Annotated in this window: 21 protein-coding genes; 11 read left to right on the forward strand and 10 right to left on the reverse strand. The window is 64.3% G+C overall.

The features are described from left to right. Positions 1 to 291: 291 nt before the first annotated feature. On the forward strand, positions 292 to 549 hold the full coding sequence (locus CXY71_RS21945; RefSeq protein ID WP_104135151.1) for a hypothetical protein: 258 nt from the start codon (positions 292 to 294) through the stop codon (positions 547 to 549). 177 nt (positions 550 to 726) lie between these two features. On the opposite strand, the gene CXY71_RS08210 is transcribed toward CXY71_RS21945, so the two are convergent. Further along, complete coding sequence (locus CXY71_RS08210; protein ID WP_104135152.1) at positions 727 to 1,065, reverse strand: hypothetical protein; 339 nt, start codon at positions 1,063 to 1,065, stop codon at positions 727 to 729. Between the two features lie 295 nt (positions 1,066 to 1,360). Next, positions 1,361 to 2,287 (reverse strand): aldo/keto reductase family oxidoreductase, encoded by a 927-nt coding sequence (locus CXY71_RS08215; RefSeq protein ID WP_104135153.1) that lies wholly within the window; start codon positions 2,285 to 2,287, stop codon positions 1,361 to 1,363. A gap of 506 nt (positions 2,288 to 2,793) precedes the next feature. Here CXY71_RS08215 and CXY71_RS08220 point away from each other — a divergent pair. Genes CXY71_RS08220 through CXY71_RS08230 form a run of 3 tightly spaced genes read left to right on the forward strand, consistent with a single transcriptional unit; the run spans position 2,794 to position 4,450 of the window. Next, positions 2,794 to 3,030, forward strand: coding sequence for an antitoxin VbhA family protein (locus CXY71_RS08220; RefSeq protein WP_104135154.1), 237 nt, complete (start codon positions 2,794 to 2,796; stop codon positions 3,028 to 3,030). Continuing rightward, positions 3,030 to 3,827, forward strand: a complete 798-nt coding sequence (locus CXY71_RS08225) for a Fic family protein (protein ID WP_104135155.1) — start codon at positions 3,030 to 3,032, stop codon at positions 3,825 to 3,827. Before CXY71_RS08220 ends, CXY71_RS08225 begins: the two co-directional genes overlap by 1 nt. A gap of 5 nt (positions 3,828 to 3,832) precedes the next feature. Continuing rightward, complete coding sequence (locus CXY71_RS08230) at positions 3,833 to 4,450, forward strand: recombinase family protein (RefSeq protein ID WP_104135156.1); 618 nt, start codon at positions 3,833 to 3,835, stop codon at positions 4,448 to 4,450. Between the two features lie 165 nt (positions 4,451 to 4,615). Here the strand turns inward: CXY71_RS08230 and CXY71_RS08235 are convergent, their stop codons facing one another. The 3 genes from CXY71_RS08235 to CXY71_RS08245 form a co-directional block, all read right to left on the reverse strand. Beyond that, positions 4,616 to 4,813 (reverse strand): hypothetical protein, encoded by a 198-nt coding sequence (locus CXY71_RS08235; protein WP_104135157.1) that lies wholly within the window; start codon positions 4,811 to 4,813, stop codon positions 4,616 to 4,618. Between the two features lie 10 nt (positions 4,814 to 4,823). Then, positions 4,824 to 5,084 (reverse strand): glutaredoxin domain-containing protein, encoded by a 261-nt coding sequence (locus CXY71_RS08240; protein WP_104135158.1) that lies wholly within the window; start codon positions 5,082 to 5,084, stop codon positions 4,824 to 4,826. Between the two features lie 248 nt (positions 5,085 to 5,332). Beyond that, on the reverse strand, positions 5,333 to 5,641 hold the full coding sequence (locus CXY71_RS08245; RefSeq protein ID WP_104135159.1) for a hypothetical protein: 309 nt from the start codon (positions 5,639 to 5,641) through the stop codon (positions 5,333 to 5,335). 134 nt (positions 5,642 to 5,775) lie between these two features. Here CXY71_RS08245 and mobC point away from each other — a divergent pair, with 134 nt between their 5' ends. The 3 genes from mobC to CXY71_RS08260 are packed head-to-tail and all read left to right on the forward strand — an operon-like array spanning position 5,776 to position 8,791. Further along, positions 5,776 to 6,267 carry a plasmid mobilization relaxosome protein MobC gene (mobC, locus tag CXY71_RS08250; RefSeq protein ID WP_104135160.1) on the forward strand — a complete coding sequence of 164 codons (492 nt, stop codon included), beginning with the start codon at positions 5,776 to 5,778 and terminating at the stop codon, positions 6,265 to 6,267. Beyond that, positions 6,264 to 7,907 (forward strand): relaxase/mobilization nuclease domain-containing protein, encoded by a 1,644-nt coding sequence (locus tag CXY71_RS08255; protein WP_104135161.1) that lies wholly within the window; start codon positions 6,264 to 6,266, stop codon positions 7,905 to 7,907. Before mobC ends, CXY71_RS08255 begins: the two co-directional genes overlap by 4 nt. Positions 7,908 to 7,921: 14 nt before the next feature. Further along, positions 7,922 to 8,791, forward strand: coding sequence for a hypothetical protein (locus CXY71_RS08260; protein ID WP_104135162.1), 870 nt, complete (start codon positions 7,922 to 7,924; stop codon positions 8,789 to 8,791). Positions 8,792 to 8,922: 131 nt separating this feature from the next. Here CXY71_RS08260 and CXY71_RS08265 read toward each other — a convergent pair whose 3' ends face one another. The 5 genes from CXY71_RS08265 to CXY71_RS08285 are packed head-to-tail and all read right to left on the reverse strand — an operon-like array spanning position 8,923 to position 14,948. Further along, entirely contained in the window at positions 8,923 to 10,839 is a 1,917-nt protein-coding gene (locus tag CXY71_RS08265; protein WP_104135163.1) for a glycogen debranching N-terminal domain-containing protein, read from the reverse strand. Continuing rightward, positions 10,839 to 11,822 (reverse strand): Gfo/Idh/MocA family protein, encoded by a 984-nt coding sequence (locus CXY71_RS08270; protein ID WP_158253029.1) that lies wholly within the window; start codon positions 11,820 to 11,822, stop codon positions 10,839 to 10,841. The genes CXY71_RS08265 and CXY71_RS08270 overlap by 1 nt, the downstream gene beginning before the upstream one ends. Then, positions 11,819 to 13,114 (reverse strand): hypothetical protein, encoded by a 1,296-nt coding sequence (locus tag CXY71_RS08275; protein ID WP_104135165.1) that lies wholly within the window; start codon positions 13,112 to 13,114, stop codon positions 11,819 to 11,821. The genes CXY71_RS08270 and CXY71_RS08275 overlap by 4 nt, the downstream gene beginning before the upstream one ends. Next, entirely contained in the window at positions 13,111 to 13,917 is an 807-nt protein-coding gene (locus CXY71_RS08280; protein ID WP_104135166.1) for a sugar phosphate isomerase/epimerase family protein, read from the reverse strand. The genes CXY71_RS08275 and CXY71_RS08280 overlap by 4 nt, the downstream gene beginning before the upstream one ends. Beyond that, positions 13,914 to 14,948: a zinc-binding alcohol dehydrogenase gene (locus CXY71_RS08285; protein ID WP_233204553.1), complete on the reverse strand. Its 1,035-nt coding sequence runs from the start codon at positions 14,946 to 14,948 to the stop codon at positions 13,914 to 13,916. Before CXY71_RS08285 ends, CXY71_RS08280 begins: the two co-directional genes overlap by 4 nt. Positions 14,949 to 15,226: 278 nt before the next feature. Between CXY71_RS08285 and CXY71_RS08290 the strand changes: the two genes are divergently transcribed. The 4 genes from CXY71_RS08290 (at position 15,227) to CXY71_RS08305 (ending at position 19,832) form a co-directional block, all read left to right on the forward strand. Next, entirely contained in the window at positions 15,227 to 16,612 is a 1,386-nt protein-coding gene (locus tag CXY71_RS08290) for an ABC transporter substrate-binding protein (protein WP_104135168.1), read from the forward strand. Positions 16,613 to 16,673: 61 nt separating this feature from the next. Then, a complete protein-coding gene (locus CXY71_RS08295) occupies positions 16,674 to 17,699 on the forward strand; it encodes a carbohydrate ABC transporter permease (RefSeq protein WP_233204554.1) in 1,026 nt (341 codons plus the stop codon). Then, positions 17,696 to 18,643, forward strand: a complete 948-nt coding sequence (locus tag CXY71_RS08300; RefSeq protein ID WP_104135169.1) for a carbohydrate ABC transporter permease — start codon at positions 17,696 to 17,698, stop codon at positions 18,641 to 18,643. Before CXY71_RS08295 ends, CXY71_RS08300 begins: the two co-directional genes overlap by 4 nt. A 4-nt stretch (positions 18,644 to 18,647) precedes the next feature. Then, a complete protein-coding gene (locus tag CXY71_RS08305) occupies positions 18,648 to 19,832 on the forward strand; it encodes an ROK family transcriptional regulator (protein ID WP_104135170.1) in 1,185 nt (394 codons plus the stop codon). Positions 19,833 to 19,854 lie beyond the last annotated feature (22 nt).

Consider the following 19,854-nt stretch of genomic DNA (forward strand, 5'->3'; position numbering starts at 1 on the left):
GTCGCCGAGGCCCCACGGGTCATTCGTTGCCTCGTTGCACTCATCCGGACTCGTCCCGCAAGGGGTTCCCCTTGCGGGAATGGCGCAAAATCGGCTGTTCGGCTCGGCTGGTGGGCGTCCGCCTTGGTGCCGAGATAGTCCATTCACCGCAGGACCTGTGGAAGCCGTTGAACCGGTCGGCTAATGACGATCGCGGCGCCTTCGCCGTATTTTTGGACGGACAGGCCGCGCTAGTGCAAGGATGAGCCATTCGTACGTACGCGCATTCTTAAGGGGGGAACAGTCCACGCCATGACCAGATCGACTCGGGGCACGTTTGAGCCGTCACTCATCGGGGCGGGACTCCTGCTTGTCGTGAGCCCAGTCATTCTCTATTGGTTCATTCACGGCGATCCAGACCGATATCTCTGGATCATCAGCGGGCCCGCCCCATTCAGCAGCTTCGGGAGCGGACCGTTCCAGCTCTACTTATACGCCGGCCTGGTCATTGCAGGCAGCCTTCTCATTACGACCGCCTTGGTCGCCAAGAGGCGCCGACGCGTCCGGTAAACGCCCCAGCGCTAACGGTCGCGGTTTCGGACGCGCTTACAACAAGACGACACGACATGAACTAGCCAAAATCAGCCTGGGTCCGGCGGCCATCAGCGAAACGCTCGAGTTCGAGTGTCCCGGATGACGTTCGGTTTGCGGGCGCGAGGTGTTGCGGTCTGGCCGAGCAGTCTGGAATCAGGACTGCGGTATCACGAAGTGCGCAACGACGGTCAAGACCAGGATGATCGGAACGGCAAACACTATCCGTCGCGACTGTCCGCCCAGCCACCGGTTTGATCTGGGCCGGAGCAGCAGCCCAACCAATACGGTCGCCAGCAGCGCGAACAGGAGGCCTGCGCTGATCAGCGACGCACGGACGGGCAACAACTGTGGCGGGCACACCGCCGGAAGACTGGCCGCGCAAGCCCAACTGGGAAGGACCGGTTGCGCCATCCAGAGTACGAGTAATCCTAGGAGTACGGTCCCCACTGCGACGGCGGGGGAGCGCGTGGCGCCAACGGTCTGGATGGGCATAGAGCCAGACTATCGATCAAGCACTACTGCGGCGCGACGGCTGCGGCGCTTGATTCTCAACGAGCTCATTCTTCAACCACACGTACAACACCTCACAAAAATCGAGTGTTGCGACGACCCCTTGAAACTGCCCTAGGGTTACGAGACGCTACATGGTGGGAGGAATGAGCACCAAAAGGGCGCTTTCTAGCCGCCGACACAGCAGTCCCGCACCCCCGTAGAGGGGGACGCCGGCCCCGAAGCGGCGGGCGAAGCCGCCACCTACCTACCTGGCCGACGTCGCCCGGTAGCCCGCTTACGGGAGGACGTGCCCGGCCGCAGTGAAAAGGCGGTACCACTCCTCACGGCTAAGCGGAATGTCGGAGCCCGCGGCAGATTCCAGCACCCGCGCAGGCTTGGTCGTCCCGAGCACCACCTGCATGTTGGCCGGGTGCCTGGTAATCCAGGCGACCGCGATCCCGGTCGGTGTGACACCGTGCGCGGCGGCGATCTCGTCAAGAGCATCGTTTAGCGGGCCAAAGTTCTCCCGGTCACCGATGAACACACCGTCGAAGAAGCCCTTCTGGAACGGCGACCACGCCTGCAGCGTGATGTCGTTCAGCCTGCTGTACTCGAGGATGCCGTTGTCCCGGTCAATCGACTGGTCAAGTCCCGCCATGTTGGCGGCGATTCCCTGGGCGATCAACGGCGAGTGGGTGATGCTCAGCTGCACCTGGTTGAAAGCGAGCGGCTGGTTGACCGAACGCTTCAACAGTTCGACCAGCCCCGGCGTCTGGTTGGACACGCCGAAGTTGCGCACCTTGCCGGCGGCGTGCAGCGCGTCGAACGCCGCGGCGACCTCGGCGGGCTCGACCAGGGTGTCCGGACGGTGGAGCAGCAGGATGTCCATGTAGTCGGTGTTCAGCGCCGCGAGGGACTCGTCGACCGAGCGCAAGATGTGCTCCTTCGAGAAGTCGAAGAAGCCCTGGCGGATGCCGACCTTCGACTGGATGATGACCGACTCGCGCTCGGCGGCAGTGAACGTGACCGCGTCACCGAACCGCTTCTCGCATCCGTGCGCCCCACCATAAACGTCGGCATGGTCGAAAAAGTTGATCCCGGCATCCCTGGCGGTGCCGACAAGGGTGCGGATCTCCTCGTCCTCCATTTCAGAGATCCGCATCAATCCGAGGATGACGTTGGATGCTTGCAGATTCGTCTGTGGAGGTGTGAATGTCTTCATTGATCCATCCTGCCCTATTACGTGTCGTCACTCTGCGCCGTGCCTGCGCGCTGATACGCGCCTCGAACGTAGGCGAGGTTGTCACGGGTGGACTCTTCCAGTGGCAATTCGGTCGAGACGTGACGTGCCCTGTCAGCGCTCTTCGAAAAATCGGCCAGTTAATGCTAGAACTCACCCGGCACTACTGGCCCCATTTTCGCCTCCGCGTTAACATTGCGCGACGAGGCACCGCCCGGAACGACTCTGAAATCTGTCTCGTAACTAGAGTGTGTCGAAACCCATGAGATACAAGACGCTGACTGCCCTTTGACGCAACGCGGAGAACCGGGTCGATGCGCCAAACAGCGATCACAGAACGCCGCCACTAAGCGCTAACAGTCACAGACGCCGCGATCAAAACTAGGGGTCAAAACCTGTTGCCGATCAAAACTTGGCTAGAGGTTTTTGACCTTTTCCGGTAGAATTGGATCACAGACGCATACGACAGTTTTAGAGGGGACCGGATCATGGCCAACAGCGCACGTTTCGACGAGCAGTGGCCGGAACTCTTCGCTCCGCTGAGTTTCGCGCAGCGCCACGGAGTCCTCAATACACTCGCGAGCGGTTGGCATGAGGGTTGGGTACCGAACCGCGAGGACGTTGCAGACCTCATTGACTTCACGCTGGGCGCGATCGATGAAGCAGAGTACGACCGCCGGAGCGAGGCGAAGCCCCGCCGGCGCACTGCCGCTCTCGCTGGCTGATGCCGGCGGATTCGCTCGAGCACAAATGGGACGCATACCTTTGGGAGCCAGGCGGGCGAGTTCTTCGCAACAAACTCGGCGAGCATGACTACGCCGAGTTGGCGCGCCGTGAGCACAAGGAGACGTTCAAGCAGAGTCAGAAGATCCGCGATGGGCGTATCGAGATCCCTCGTACCTTCGACGCGGATCATCTGCGTGCTATTCACAAGGCGCAGTTCAGTGGAATCTTCGAGTGGGCGGGGGAGTATCGCACTGTTCCGATCTTCAAGGGAACCCCTGGGGGTTTTGCAGAGGTGAAGCAGATCGACCGCTACTTGGGAGACGTACGCCGCATAATCGCGGCGACGCCGTGGGAATCCGTAGATCGAGACCAGTTCGCGGCCGCGGCCGCGAACGTATTCGCCTATGTCAACCAGGCGCACCCGTTCCGTGAGGGCAACGGCAGAGCGTCCAAACTGTTCATGGAACATGTTGCCGATCGGTCACAGTTCTCGATCGACTACACGCGGGTTGCCCCCGATCGGTGGAATGAAGCGTCGAAATACTCGGGCCCGAATCTGGGCGAATACCGGCCGGTGCCCGACACACTCGTGCCGGTGTTCTATGAGCTGGCGCAGCCGCGTGGATCTGTACCTATGCGACCGCAGACTTCAAGCGAGCTGCGCTTGGCGCTCTACCGCAGCGAGTCGGCGAGGTCGCCCACTGAGGCAGTGAAGAAGGCACCTGCGGATGCAGGCAGGGCGCACCGCAGCAGCCACGACACGCGGCGGGGAAACTCATTCGAACGAGGGGACTAGGGCGCATGGTGATCATTGGATACGCGCGTGTCAGCACGCGCGAGCAGAACCCTGGTCAGCAGGAGGCAGCGTTGACAGCGGCCGGCGCCGAGCGCATCTATGTCGACCGGGGCCAGTCGAGCAGCAAGACCTCGCGCCCTGAGTTCGACAAGTGCCTGGATCACCTTCGGAAGGGGGACGTTCTGCTGGTCTATCGCCTCGACCGTCTCGGCTCCGACACGCACCTTATCTCTCTTATCAACGAGTTCGGTGATCGTGGTATCGACCTCCGGTCGCTGACCGAACCTGCAATCGACACCACAAGCCCCATGGGTAAGGCGCTGTATGGCATCGTTGCCGTATTTGCGCAGCTGCGCGTCGACACGATCAGGCAGAACACCAGAGATGGTCTCGCCCACGCCAGGTCAGAGGGACGCGTCGGTGGCCGGCCCACGGTGATGACGCCCGATCGTATCGCCGTGGCCGTCGATATGCGCGAGAAGGGCGCGAAAATCGAGGCGATCGCCGAGACACTCCGCGTCGGCACGGCGACCGTCCGTCGCGCATTGAAGAAGGCCGCCGCTGACGCCATGGAGCCGACGGATGCGCCTATTGCGCAGTCTGTGACGAACGCCACCGCATAACGTCAGCCGTGTTGTAGCGCACGAGGCCCAAGCCGATTCGGTGGAAGGTGGGCCCGGTGTTGCCGCTTCTCATCGTCACGAGTTCTGTGAGTGAGATGCCCAGGGCGTCGCTGGCTTGGCCCGGTGTCATTAGAGGTGAGGCCGGTGAGGCCGAGGTTACTGTGATCATTTGGCGTGGTCCTTTGTGAGCGTGTCGATGATGGTCACGTAGTTGGTTCCGGTGACGGTGAGTGTGCTGGCGAGGGTGTAGCCGGTGCGGCCGTGTGCGCGCAGGTCGTTGGGGCGTTCTGCGATCTTTTGTGCGCGCGCCGCGTGTTCCACGTCGCTGACGGGCATGGTCGTTGGCAGGGTCGTGAAGTCCATCTCAGGGCGCCTATTTGCTGGCGAGGGACGGGTGGTCGCGTAGTGCCGCTATCTTCGCGATCCAGTCGGGTCGGAAGCCTGAGCAGGACACCACGCGGGTAACGACAACGGGCGCTGAGGTGTAGCTGAACTGTTGCATCAGGTCGCTGGCTCGCTCGTCGGTTGTGAGGTCGATCACGCTGTATGGCAGGCCGGCCGCGTCGAGGGCTCGGGTGGTCATCGTGCATTGCATGCAGTTCGGCAGCGTGTACACGGTGAGCGGTTCAATCATGGTGTGGTCCTCTCTTATAACCCCATTGCCTTTTGGCGCACGCCGCTTTACAGCGTCACGGGTGAATTGGCCAGGGATCGTGGAATACCGCAAGGGAGCGCAGCGAATGAGGATATGCCGCGAAAGCCCTTGCCAAGAGAGGAATGGTGCGTACGATAAACAGCCGAAAAGGCAACGCAAGTTGCACGAATAGGCCCCGTCGAGCTGTGCTCGACGGGGCTTCTTCGTTACAGGTATGGGGCCGGAGGCTACGCTTCAGTGTTTGGGGTCGTGACCGGGGCAGTGGTGCGTCGTTTGCGTGCTTTCGGGGTGGACTGACCGGGAGCTTTCACGCCGGTAGCGCGGAGGTCTTTTTCGCTCCATCCGGAAGCCAGGGCTGCAGTCCACGCGTGTTCGTGAGCGAGGGTCGCCAGCTTCAGTTGCTGGTCTGCGATGTCGTATTCGTTGCCGGCATCGGCGAGTACTCGTACGGCTTCTACGCGGGCGTCCACGTTTGCTTCGATGATTGCCCGCGCTCGGGCTGCTGCATCTTCTGGTTTCACATTCGCATCGCTCATGCTCACCAGGCTACAGGCCTGACACACGCCTCGGCCGAGTGCGCCTCAGCCTCCTTTCGCCGAAGCACCAAGAATGGAAACGTGCCATACCGGCGGTGCCGATTTGGAGCAAGCTATACATTTACCGGTGGTAAATGGCTTTGAATTCTGGACGCCGCGCGCCGGAATTGGCATACTGGTTGTATGTCCCCGGTTTCCGGGGGCGCTGCGCTGGGCAGGAGGAGGCGAACACGTTGACGGAGAAGAACGAGCGTCGCTTGTTTGGTCGTCAGCGTCGGGCCAATGTTGATGGTGGGCGACAGAAGAGTTACCGGGTGTACGTGACGGTTGAGGAGGATGCTCAGTTGCGTGCTCGTGCGGTGGTTGCTGATGTGACGGTGCCGCGTTTGTTGTTCGAGTCTGCGATGAACGCGAACATTGAGACGACGACGGATCGTAAGGGTGCGATTGCGGAGTTGTTCGTGGTGACCAGGTTGATGGCGAATGTCTCGAACAACGTCAACCAGTTGGCGAAGTTCGCGAATACGGAGGGCCAGTTTCCGGACACGGCTGTCGTTGTTGTGGCTGAGTACCGTGCTCTTGCGGTCAAGGTTGAGGACGTTATTGACAGGCTGGCCGAGTCATGATGCCGAACATTCGGCGGGGTGGCCAGATGGGTGGCCTGATGGTCTACCTGGCTGGGGGTGGGCGGCACAATGAGCATGAGGAGCAGCACCTTGTTGCGGGTGATTCCGCGATCATGGCGCAGCACGGTTACAGCGTGTTGGACACCAACAGTGCTTTGGCGATTGCGCGGAGCCTGGACGCTCCACGCCGTGCATTCGATGTTGAGGTGCTGCGAATGGTGAAGGATTCCGACCCTGTTACGGGCGCGGTGACAAGTAAACGTGTCGCCGGGGATGTATGGCATTGCTCGCTGTCGTTACGCGCCGAAGAGGGACAGCTCTCGGATGAGAAATGGGGAACGATCGCAGAGGACTTCGCGGATCGGATGGGCTTTACCGAGAGCAGTGGAAAGGCCGCGTGCCGGTGGGTTGCGGTGCGTCACGGGCTGTCCGCGAACGGTAATGATCACATTCACCTGGCGGTGTCTTTGGTGCGTGAGGACGGTACCAAAGCGACGACGCACAATGACTTCACGCGCGCCCAGGAGGTGTGCCGCGACCTGGAACGCGACTATGGGCTCGAGCAGTTGGAGAGCCGCGGTCTGGGGCTCGGAGAGCGCGGCGTGAAGCCTGCCGAGCGCGAGCGTGCCACGCGTTCGAACGCCGCTGAAGTGGACGCTCACAAGATGGAGCGTTCTGTCCGGGCCGCGGCGACCGCCTCGGTCGATGAGGGTGAATTTGTTCGGCGGCTGCGTCGTGGCGGTGTACTCATTCGGCCTCGCTACGCGGCCGGTCGCGATGACGTTGTTGCGGGCTATTCGGTAGCGGTTAGGCCTCCGGTTGGCGAGAAGCCGATTTGGTATGGGGGTGGCCGTCTGGCTCGTGACCTCACTTTGCCCAGGCTCCGGGAGGGGTGGCCAGATAGCCCCCAGACGGCGCAGGGGGCCGTGGATGAGTGGCGGGCCACGGCGAAGAACCCGTGGGAGTACCGATCTGTCGCTCCGGGCCGGGAAGAGTCGACGCCGTCGCCGGAGATGTGGAAGCAGTACAGCGACGAAATTGGTCAGCTGCGCAAGCAGCTCCGTGACGTTCCCGTGACGGATCGGGCTACGTGGGCGCATGTCGCCCGTGAGACGGCCGGTGCCTTCGCCGCGTGGTCGCAGCGCGTTGAGACGACACCGGGGCCACTCGCGCAGACATCGCGGGAGTTGGCCCGGTCGGCGCATCTTCGGGCGTACCAGTCCCGGCCAAAACCGGCCCAGCTGGGGTCGGCGTCAAACGCTGCCATGATTCTCATGCAGGCAGCTAGCGGTGGTCAGGGAACGATGGCTGAGGCGATCATGCTCCGGCAGCTGGGCCGGGTGTCGGTGGCGATTCTTGACATGCACAGCGCGGTCGGTGACGCCCACCGGGCCGAGCAAGTCACGCTGATGCTGCGTAACCAGTTCGCCGCGATCACCGATCGGCTGCCGGCTGTCCCCAGCAAGACCGTACAGCCGGACTCACGCACGCAGACACGTGAGGTTCCGGTCGTCATGCGACAGGCGACCGACGGGCTCGCGGCGCCGGGAACCGGTTCGCCGGTGCCAACCAAGCTGCAACCCACCAAGCGCAAGATCCCAGCTACTCCGCGCGAGCGTGACGGTCTGGGCAGAGACTAGACGAAAGGAAGATCATGGCCGAAGAAACTGACGGTGTTGGCGAGACGTTCGACGATGCGCTGCGCATCGCACTGACCATTGCGTCACAGTTCGGAGAACGCATCGCCCGGCTGCGCGAGCAGCTGGCACGACAGCGCGAAGCAAGCGCAACCCAGGAGGCGCGCGAGCTGGAAGCACGCTTCGAGGCTGAGCGTGGAGCCGCCCGAGCTAGTCTCGCACCGGTTGCGCAACCCGAGTGGTGGGATCAAGCCAGCCCCGAGGACATAGCCGGCGTCCATGAGACTGCTACGGCTTGGCGCGACTTCGACGACGTTGCCCGTGACGCCGGCGACACCATCAAGCACGAAGTGCAGGAACGCTACGGCATCGACATCGACGCCCCCGGAGCGGACCCCGCTGCAGTTGCTGCGGCACTCCGGGACGCTGAGCGCGACCGTGCCGATGCCGCTACCGAGCGGCAGCGAGCGGGCGACGACCTCACCGCGAGCCAGCTCCTCTTCGCCAACGCCGACCGTCACGAACGCGAAGCCCAGGAAACGGCCGACCGCGACTGGACTACCAGCGAACTCGACGGAGCCGACAGTACCGACCTCAACACTCGCGACGACGACCGCAAGCAGGCCGCCGAAGCCACCGACCAGGCGCGCGTCGAGAGCGGCTCGGGGGAACTGGAAGACGACAGCTCAGAGCGTCGCGAACGATTCGCCGCGAGCCTTGAAGGCAAAGCAGACCAGCAGACCGTCAACGCACGAATCCTCGCAGACGGTGAAAACGCCAAGCACCCGCGAGAAGCAGTCACGTCCCAGCCAGGGAAGACCGCCAAACCACGCCGCAATAGCAAGAGCAACGTGCAACAACGTGACCGGGGCGGGCTCTCCCGGTAATCGTGGGGCGCGCGGATGTTTCTCCCCGTTGATCTGGTGACTCCATCCTCTTATCGGCGTTGTCGGATCTCATCCTCTACGACATCGCATCAGGATGATTGGATCATGCCCGGCGACGCCACCGTTCAAAGTTAGGAAATTGGTCGGGTGAGTCTCGAATTTTGGCTTTCGACGTCGGTGGGGCCGACGAGGGCTTGCCAGACAGGTACGAACGCGGTGGCGCTCCAGGCCTGCGGGCGGCATGCGGTCGGGTACGCGATCGGCTCGGCGTCGCCGCTGTACAGCTCGGGGATGTGGTAATCGAACCGCTCTGCGGCATCGAGGAGCTGTCCGGCGAGCGTCCGTGCGTGGCTGCCGAACCCGGCTTTCATTAGACCGCTGATGATGATCGCAGTGTCGTGCGGCCACACGCTGCCGCAGTGGTAGGAGAGCCGCCAATAACCAGCTTCGTCGGCGCTCAGCGTGCGCACGCCGAAGCCGCTGGCCATTCGGTCGGACAGGAGTAGGTCGGCGATCAGACGTTCCTCGTCGGCATCGAGCAGCCCGGTTCCGAGCAGGAGACCGATGTTTGAGCTCACCGAGGCGACAGGGCGCTTCGCGCCGTCGAGGGCGATGGCGGGGAAGCGTAGGCCATCGCGTTCAACCCAGAACTGCGCACGGAAACGCGAGCGGATCGCACCCGCGTACGCGAGCCACTCGTCCGCGCCCGGCTCCTTGAAGGCATCGAGCAGCGCCGCGGCGCCGAGCGCGGCCTCGCATGCGTAGGCCTGCGCCTCGCAGAGTGCGATCGGGCCCTCGGCGCGGGTACCGTCGTGGTGACGGACCGCGTCGATTGAGTCCTTCCAACCCTGGTTGGCCAAGCCTCGTCCGCTGAGGTCGATGTACTCGAGGAATCCGTCGCCGTCGCTGTCTGCCGAATCGCGCAGCCAGCTGAGCGCGCGCAGCAGGCTGGGCAGCAGGGAACGGAGATCCTCGGCCGGGACACCGGCCTGCCACGTGTCATGAAGGAGGCAGATCCACAGGGTCGTGGCGTCGATCGAGCCGTAGTACACCGGTGGCAGGACGATGCCTTCGCGTGGGACCCGCAGGGGTGCGGCGCGCAGTTCGTGCAGGATCTTGCCAGGCGCCTCAGCGCCGATCGGGTCCACCTTGGTTCCTTGGCGTCGGGCCAGGGCACTGAGGGTTCCGAGGGCGAGGTCGGTACCGAGAGGCAGTAGCAGGCGCGCAGCTGTGATCGAGTCGCGGCCGAACAGAGTGAGATACCAAGGGGCTCCGGCTGCGAGGAACGGCTCATCCGGATGGTCGGTCGCGACCATCCGGAGGCCGGTCAGGTCAGCTGAGGCGGTCGATACCCACCGGTCGAGGCGCAGGTTTCCCGTGGGTTCTGGCTCAGCCCACAACGGATCCGTGGTGCCCGCGGTCACTGCGGCCGTATCGGCGATGGCCAGGTCGAGCTGCACCTCTGTGGTGTTGCCCGGTTCGACGGCAATCGGCCAGGTCGCGGTGACGCGGTCGCCGTCGAGCTGCAGGACGCCGTCGTCGGCGGTGATATCGAGAGTGCGGGTGTCCTGGGTGATCGTGAGTCGGGAGCCCTGCCACGATGCGTTGAACGGCGCGGTGATGTTGTTGCCAGCGCGCACGAGGTCGAGGGATGCAAAAGCGAGGGTGACAGCGAGGGTGATCTCCGTCCGGACCGTCTGACTGGTTGCGTTGACGAGTTGCACCGTCTCGGTCGTGCCGCCCGGGCGCACGGCGCGAGTGTGCTCGGTGACCACGCGGGGATCCTTGGTGGTGTCGTCGAGGTGCGGGCAGACGCCGGTGAAAACGGCGCGGGCGGTGGTTTGGTGCAGGCCGAGTGGTTCGGGTCGCCGTTCGTCGATGGTCAGCTCGATCCCGGTGGCTATGCGCCAGTCCCCGTGGTAAAGACCGGCGAACGTGCCCGGCCGGGTCGTGCCGTCGAACTCGGACCACACCTGCGTGGGCGCGGCGAGCAAGACGAGCCGGTTGTTCAGCATCGGGACGCCGGAGCGCGCGGCGGGGTCGGGCATCAGATCGATCTTCCCTGGGAAACGGCGACGGCGGCGCCTTGCTCGGCGAGAGAGCGTCGGCAAGCGTCGATCAGGTCGGCGAGCTCGGCACCGCGGAGGGCGTCCGCCGTCACAGGCGATCCGGATCGCGCCGCGCGGGCGAACTCTTCGCGAAGCTGCGCGAACGCGGGCGCCATGTCAACGCCGGCGGTATCGAGCGTTTCGCGCCCTGACGGCCCGGAGGTTATCAGCGTGGTCGCGGGGCGCGTGCGGACGCAGCCAGACACGGCGTATTGTCCCAGGGCACCTCCGACATGGTCGGCGTCGATAGTGGTCCATCCTCGGTGATCGCGGACTCGGACGCGGACGATTGGACCGGCGACTTGCTCGGCCATGTCGAGTAAGTGCGGTCCGAGGTCATAGAGCGCACCGAGTTCGTCCCGCCAAGGCGACGGTTTGGCCACGAAGCCTCCGGTCAAGAATCCGTCGTGGACGTGCGCACCCATGATCCCGGTGGGTGGATCTTCGAGCGCGTCCACCCGTTCGAGGTACTCGCGCACGAGGGGGTGGTAGCGCCGGGTCAGTGTCAGCGCGCTCGCGACGCCGGCCGTCGCGACAGCATCGGCGATCCGCCAGGCGTCGGCAGGGTTTGTCGCTGATGGTTTTTCGAGCAGTACGTGCCGGCCGGCTTCGGCGGCGAGGATCGCGAGTGAGGGCTGGACCGTGGGGGGGATGGCGAAGTCGACGGCCTCCGATGCATCGAGCAGGTCGTCGAAGGTGTCAAAGACGTGCATGCCGTCGTTCCTTAACTGTTCACGGGCTTCGGCGGAGCGCGCCCAGACTCCAGTCAACGCGGTTGGGCCGGGTCCCTGGTGCATGGGAATGTGTGCCGTGCGGGCCCATATCCCCGCGCCCACCACGCCAACGCGCAGCGGCGCGGGACGCGCTAAGTGCTGTGCCTGCAGACTCTCGAGGCTGGAATCGATCGGTTCCGGATCGTTCACAGTGCTACTCCGTCCCGTGGATGGAGGCGCTTGTAAAGGTCGAGGCTGAGTGCAGCCGTCCAGCTGAAGCGCTGGGTGCCGCGCGGCTCGCCCGTGCGTGGGTCCACGTACTCGGGGAAGTCGTGCTCGATCCCGAGGTTGACCATCTGTGAGGAGAGGCGGCTGGCGTCATCGGTGTAACCATGCTCGTGCAGCGCCTGGGCGATGAGCCACGCTGTGTTGAACCATGATGGGCCGCGCCAGTACCGCGCGTCGTTGAAGGTCACGGCCGTCAGGTCGTGGCTCGGTATGAGCGCGACGTCGCCGAGCGCGAAATGTGGGGAGCGGAGCGTAGTGAGGAGTTCCTCCGTGCGCGGCAGGTCGGGGATCAGCAGTGGGACCAGCCCGGAGACGGTGCGGAACTCCTGCTTCGTGTCGGCAACGACATCGCGCGCGACATAGCAGCCGAGATCGGGCGACCATAGCGACTCGAGCGACGCGGTGACGGCGTGCGCCCGGTCGACGTGTGGTCCCGGATCGAGGCCGATGAGCTCGGCGATGTGGCCAAGGGCCAATTCTGATCGTGCGTACATCGTGTTTACCGCTGGGTCCTCGAGGAGAAACGGGAATGTCTCGTCGCGATCATCGCAAGCGTGGTCGCGGTATCGGGCGGCGAGGTATAGGTATTTGCCGTACTCGGCGTTCGACGGCCGGTGGCTCGCGTCGGCGTGGTCGAGATCGGGGCGGGGAATGGCTTGCTCGAAGGTCTCGCTGATCGCGGCCAGCGCGGCATCCCAGTACGGCGAGTTGTCCATGCCGCTCTCCCAGGGATGCACGACGTGCACGAGCCCCGAGACTCCGGTGCGGCGGTTCTCGAGGTAGCCGTGCCAGGCGCGCAGTCGTCGATATGCGCGCGGCAGGAAGCCGCGACGCTCTGATTCCTCGGGGTCGGCTTGGTGGACGAGCAGCGCAGCGATCGCGTGATTGGGCGGTTGGATGAGTCCCGTCGTTGGCACCGCTGGCGCTCCGGGAATCTGCTCGCTGCGCCAGAAGGCGGCCCCGGGGGAGTACTGCACGTCGAGCCGGGGGTTGAAGACGATTTGCGGGAGACGGCCGTCAGCCCACTGCGCGCTAAAGATGGCATCGAGCTCCTGCTGCGCGCGGCGCGGAGAGATGTGCCGCAACCCGATGGCGATGAACGCAGAGTCCCAGCTCCACTGGTGTGGATAGAGTCCGGCGGCCGGGACGGTGTAGCTGCTGCGCCAGTTGCAGGCCAGCACTCGGGTTGCGGCGGCGATAGTGTGGTCGTTCACAGATAACGCCGAAGCAGCGGTGGGACCGAGGGCAGAACATCGGCGGCTTCGCCGGAGAGGCGGCTTTCGATCGCGATCGGGCCGTCGTAGCCGATAGCTTGCAGGCTCGCTCCGAACATCGCCCAGTCGATGTGTCCGGCCCCCGGCTCGAGCCGGTTGGAGTCGCTGGCTTGCACGTGCCCGATGTACGGGCCGGCCTCGATGAGCGCCGCGGCCGGGTCGGTCTCCTCAATGTTCATGTGGTATGTGTCGGCGCCGATCCTCACCGAGTCAAGGCCAATCTCGCGGATGAGATTGACGGCATCGCCGAGGCGGTTGACCATGTGGTCCTCGTAGCGGTTGAGCGGCTCGAGGAAGATCATGACACCGAGGGAGGCGGCGAGCTCACCAAGCGCGCCCAAGCCGTCGATCAGCACTGCAGTGTCGTCCTTGCGAGAGCGCGGCGGATCGAATGGCGGCAACCGGAGCGAGAACATTCCCCACGACGCGGGCGTCATCGCGCCGCGGCCGCCGAGCTCGCCGATCACGCGCAGCTGGTCGCCCATCTGGGCGATCGCGTCACGGCGGAGATCCGGATCGAATGCGCCGATGAAGTGCGACATCTCGACACAGACCGTCGGCATCGGCACCCCGTTGGCTGCGGCGCGCCGCAGCTCTGGCAGCCGTGCTGCGAAGGCGCCGTCGCCGCGGCCGCGGAGCTCGATGCCGTCGAAGCCCCAGGAGGCAGCCTGTTCCCATTTCTGCTCGAGGGTGTCGCCGGTGAGTACCTGCTCCTGCACGCAGATCGGGTTGACGGCGCTCATCGTCCAGCTCCCTCGAAGTCAATGACGACTTGCAGTACGCCCGGCGCGCCCTCATCGAGCATGCGGTACGCGTCGGCGACCTCGTCGAGACCTACGGCGTGTGAGATGAGCGGCAATACCTGAAGACGGCCGCTGGCCGCGAGGTCGATCGCGGTGCTCGTGAGTCGGTAGCGGTCCCACCGGTGGGCGACGTTGGGCGCCGACCCAGAGATCTGCGAGCCTACGACCTGCACCCTGTTATGGTGGAACTCCTCGCCCAAACGGAGGCCTGCGGCGTCGCCCTGAATGAAGCCGGCCGCAACGACGCGGGACGAATAGGCGACGGAGCGGATAGCTTCGTGGAGGGCACGGGCGTTGCCGGCGATCTCAATCGCGACATCGGCGCCGCGACCGTCCGTGAGCTGGCGGATCTGCTCGGCGACGGGCTCGGCCGGGTCAAGGACGACATCGGCGCCGAGCTGGGTGGCGAGCTTGCGTCGGGCTGCGACACCGTCTACTGCGATTACGCGGGCACCGTTCAAGCGCGCGAGCTGGGCTACGAGTTGGCCGGGAACGCCGAGGCCGAAGATGGCTACGGTTTCGCCGACGTGGATGTCGGCGTCGAGGATCGAGTTGAGGGCGACGGCTCCGATGTGGGAGAAAATTCCGATCCGGGGGTCGGCGCCGGCGGGCAGGATGCGTGCGGCGGCAGCCTCACCGTCGAGTACGGCGGAACTGCGATGCCCCCATGTGCCCCAGACGACATCGCCAAGAGCGATCGTGGTATTCGGGGCGGCCATCTCCGTGACGACCCCGACCTCCTCGTAGCCGAGGACGGTAACGGGGAAGGCAGGGCCGGTCTCTCCGCCAGCGAAGAGGCGAGTCTCCGGATCCCAGCGCTTCGTCACGTGCGGGCTCGTGCCGCGGAAGCTGGTGAGCTCGGTGCCGGCGGAGATGCCGGAGTAGAGCGTGCGCACCCGCACCTGACCGAGTTCGAGAGGCGCATCCGGCACCTCGACGACCTCGACGACCCGGGCCTCCGGGAATGTCACACTAAAACCCATTCTTGCACCATCCTTTATCGCTAACGGAGCCACCATACGCGGCCCGTCGAACCGTATGCAAGTTCTTTTATCCAGTAATCGGGCAGAATAATGTCTGTAAATCAGGGCTGTTTCACTTTCATCGGCGTATTAAGACTTGTATTCGGACATAAATCGGTGTTCAATAAACGCAGCGCTCCATGGTTGTGGCCTCGTACTGCTGAGAACCGGCCAGGCGCTCCGCCCGAGGGGCGGTATCAACGATCCTGCGACCGAAATGAGATCTCATGCGTAATGTCCGCGCAGTTATCATCGCCGCGACAGCGGCTGCTGCCCTCGTCCTCACCGGATGTTCTGCCGGTGGTGGCGGTAGTGGCGACAACACCATCACGATCTGGACTGTCGAGGATGTCGCTGAGCGAGTTCAGGCTCAGCAGGCCATCCTCGATGCGTACTCGGAGGAGACCGGCATCAAGGTCGAGCTCGTTGCCCTCGCGGAGGACCAGCTGCCGACCGTGCTCGCAACCGCTGCTGCGTCGAACGATCTGCCGGACGCGATCGGCGCAGTGTCTCTGAATGCCCTTAACCAACTCAACACTGACGGCGTCCTCGACACCGGGGCTGCTCAGGCGATCGTCGACGCCCTCGGCGTCGACACCTTTTCGCAGCGAGCACTCGAGCTCACGCAGTCCGACGGTGAGCAGCTCGGCGTTCCGAGCGACGGTTGGGCGCAGTTGCTGTTCTACCGCACCGACCTCTTCGAGGCGGCTGGTCTGGAGGCGCCGACGACGTATGAGGCCATTACCGAGGCGGCGACCACGCTGCAGTCGCCTGAGGTGGCGGGCATCGTCGCCGCGACAGCGCCGGGTGATTCGTTCACGCAGCAGACGTTTGAGTACTTCGCCCTCGCCAACGGCTGCGAGCTCGTGAACGACGCTGACGAGATCTCGCTCGACAGCCCCGAGTGCGTGGAAGCGATCGATTTCTACAGCTCTCTCATCCTCGAGGGGTCCGTCGCCGGCAACCAGGACGCCGACACGACCCGCGCGACTTACTTCTCCGGCGGTGCCGGCATGCTCGTGTGGTCATCATTCCTTCTCGACGAGCTCGCCGGCCTGCGCAGCGATGCGCTCCCCACGTGCACGGAGTGCCAGGCCGACCCTGGTTTCCTCGCCGCAAACACTGGAATTGTTAACGCGATTGAGGGCCCCAACGGGTCCGAGCCGGCCTCCTTCGGCGAGCTGGTTTCATGGGCGGCGCTCGATGGCGCCCACGAGGGCACGCAGGATCTGATCGAATATATGATGGGCGACGGCTACGTCGACTGGCTCGCGCTTGCGCCCGAGGGCAAGATTCCCACCCGACTCGGGACAGCCGAGGACCCCACCGCATTCGTCGACGGCTGGCAGACCCTCGAGGCTGGCGTTGACACGAAGGCGCTACTGTCTGACGTGTTCGGTCCGGACACCCTCCAGGCCGTCGTTGAGTCACTCGACTCCTTTAGCCGCTGGGGAATTCCGCAGAGCCAGGGTGCCCTGGCCGGCGCAGTGGGCGCGCAGTTCGTGCTCCCCGGGGTGCTTTCCGAGACAATCAACTCGGGAATGAGCGCGGAGGACGCGGCGCAGCAGGCTACCGACGAGGCTAACGCACTGAAGGACGACCTCGGCCTCTAGCCGATTGACCGGGCGGGTGCTGGCCGCGACAAACGACTCGGCACCCGCTAGGAGGAAAACTATGACGACAACCGAACCTAAGATCGGCACCCGCTCCGCCAAAGGTATGGGCAAGACACCTGGACACTCAACCATTCGCGGCCGTGCCAAGCGTCGCCGCACCCTGACGCAGCGCGACGCCCGTACTGGCATCCTGCTGATGAGCCCGACACTGATCATCGTGGTCGCCGTGGTGATCCTGCCGCTCCTCTGGTCGTTTGTGATCGCGTTTCAAGAGCTCAAGCTCATCCAGATCGGCACCGCGAATCCGTTCAGCGGCTTCACGTTCGAGAACTTCGAGCGGGTGCTGGGTTCGGGCGTGCTCTGGTCGAGCCTCGGCACGACGCTGGTCTATACGATCGGCTCGGTCGTGCTCGTCATCGTGCTCGGCACGATCGCCGCGCTCGTCGTCCGGCGGCCCTTCCGTGGACGCACCTTCGTGCGCGCCGCTTTTCTTCTCCCGTACGTGGCGCCCGTCGTGGCCGTGACGTTTGTGTGGCGGATCATGCTGAACCCCGAGTTCGGTATTGTCAACGAGTTCGGACAGAATGTGCTCGGCTGGGAAGGGCCGGTCCCGTTCCTCACTCAGACGCAGGCGACTTGGGAAGTTTTGGGTCTACAGATCCACGTGCCGACGGCGCTGCTTACTGTCATCGCCTTCGAGGGATGGCGCTACTTCCCGTTCGCGTACCTCTTCATCATGGCCCGGCTTGAGGCTCTTCCGGTTGAGCCTGAGGAGGCGGCCCTCGTGGACGGTGCCGGTCCCTTCCAGACCTTCCGCTACATCATCTGGCCGCAGCTCGTCCCCATCATCGGCGTACTCGCGGTGCTGCGCACCATCTGGACCTTCAACGAGTTCGACGACATCTTCTTACTCACCGGCGGCGCCGCAGGTACCCAGGTCGCGAGCGTGCAGATCTACGAACTTCTCACCGTGCAGCGCAACGTCGGCGCGGCCTCGGCCATGTCTGTCGTCCTAGCGGTGTTGCTGGTGGCTATGCTCGCGGTTTATCTGTTGATTCTTCGCCGAAGGGGGGAGAAAGCATGACCACCGCGACCGCGTCTGTTGTGAGAGCCGAGGGCGCCGTGGCTAAGAGCCGGCGCCGTCGCCAGCGGCGCCGCCGTTCGCCGAGCTCGAGCCGCCAGAACGCTCTGCTCGGGACGCTTAAGTGGGTGACGATCGTCTTGTTCCTGATCGCCGTCCTGCTGCCCTTTTTCTACATGTTGCTACTGTCGGTGCGTCCCATCGAAAGCCTGCTGCGCGATCCCGGCTCGCTGCTGCCCTCGCTCGACGAGCTGACCTTCGACACGTACCGGACCGTCCTAGCGCCCGTCTCCCAGGGTGGGCAGGGGTTCCTCACCTTCCTCGGAAACAGTGGCATCGTCGCGATCAGTTCGGTGATCCTCGCCCTCGTCATCGCTATACCTGGCGCGTACGCGATCGCTCGGTTGCCCTTTATCGGACGCAGGCAGGTGAGCGGCCTGTTCCTGGCAGCGTACCTCTTCCCGGCGATTGTCGTGGCTATCCCACTCTTCGTGATCTTCACCAAGATCGGGCTTCGAGGGTCGCTGTTGGGACTGGTTCTCGTCTACATTGCCCAGACCGTGCCCGTGGCCATCTACATGATGCGCAACTATTTCGAAACCGTACCAGTGTCGATCGAGGAGGCCGGTCGGATAGACGGGCTGTCGAGGATCGGCGTGCTCTGGCGACTCACCCTGCCCCTGTCAGCGCCGTCGATCATGGCGACGGGCCTCTTTGTCTTCATGATCGCCTGGAACGAGTTCCTCTTCGCGCTACTGTTTCTCATAGACAAGCGGCCGCTGTGGACCGTGTCCCTCGGCCTCTCCCAGCTCTCCGGGAGCACTGAAGTGCCGACGACAGTGCTGATGGCCGGCTCCGTGGTGCTCACGTTGCCGATCATCGTGCTTTTCTTCTTCACGGAGCGGCTGCTGACCGGTGGCCTTACGGCCGGCGCAGACAAGGGGTGACGCGGTGACAAGCACAACGGGAAGCGCGTCCGCTGGCGAGATTCTCGCGCTCGTGCGCTCCGGACGGGCCCGCACTCGCCGCCAGGTGCAGGAGCTGACAGGACTCTCGCGTTCGACGCTCGCCCTGCGCATGTCGCAGCTCCTCAACGCCGGATACGTGCGCGAGGCCGGCCAGGCGGCTGGGCCGGCGGGACGCCCAGCGAAGCTCCTCTCGTTCAACGAAGGTCGACAGCTCGTGCTCTCGGTCGACTTGGGTGCGACCCATGCCAGCCTCGCGGTAATCGATGCTGGCGGGCAGGTAATCATGCAGGCCGAGTCCGAGGTGCGCATCGAGGCGGCACCGGAAGAAACTCTTCGAACCATCGCCAAACGCCTCACAGAGCTGCTCTCGCGGGCCGATCGCCAGATCGCAGAAGTAGTCGGTGTGGGAGTCGGCATCCCGGCACCCGTGCGATACGCCACCCAACGGCCCAACAATCCGCCCCTCATGCCCGGTTGGCACGACTACCCGATCCCTGAAACCCTAGGCTCACTCCTCGGCCTGCCGATCTTCGTCGACAACGACGCGAATCTCATGGGTCTCGGCGAGGCGCGTGCGCGCTACGCCGAGGCACCCAGCCTGTTGTTCGTGAAGGTCGGCACGGGCATCGGTGCCGGCGTCATCCTTCACGGTCAGCCCGAACGCGGCGTTGCCGGCGGCGCCGGCGACATCGGACACATCCGTCTTTTCGAGAGGAACACCGGCCACCAATGCACGTGCGGCGCCTACGGCTGCCTCGCCACCGAAGCCAGCGGCGGTGCCGTTGCCCGCGCACTGCGCGACGAAGGTCGCGAAGACGTCCAGAATGCCGCAGACGTTAGCCGGCTGCTCCGGGAGAATGACACCCGCACCGTCGAACTCGTGAAGCGCGCCGGACACCTGCTCGGCGACGTGCTTGCGACCTCCGTCGCGCTCCTCAATCCGTCGGTCCTCGTCCTCGGTGGCGGGATGGCCGTGAACGGTACAGTGCTCATCGACGCAGTGCGCGAGCGCATCTACGAACGCACAGTGCCACTCGCCACACGCGAGCTCCTCATCGCCGCCAGCGCACTCGGTGCCGGTGCCGCACTACAAGGCGCGCGATACCTCGTCGTCGACCAGGTATTCTCGGCAGACGCCGTCGATGCCCGAATCGAGCTCGCGAGTTGAGCTAAAGGTGGCTTGTGAAAAA

The sequence above is a fragment of the Cryobacterium sp. Y62 genome (genome assembly GCF_002929785.1).
In the GTDB taxonomy this organism is placed as follows: Bacteria; Actinomycetota; Actinomycetes; order Actinomycetales; family Microbacteriaceae; genus Cryobacterium.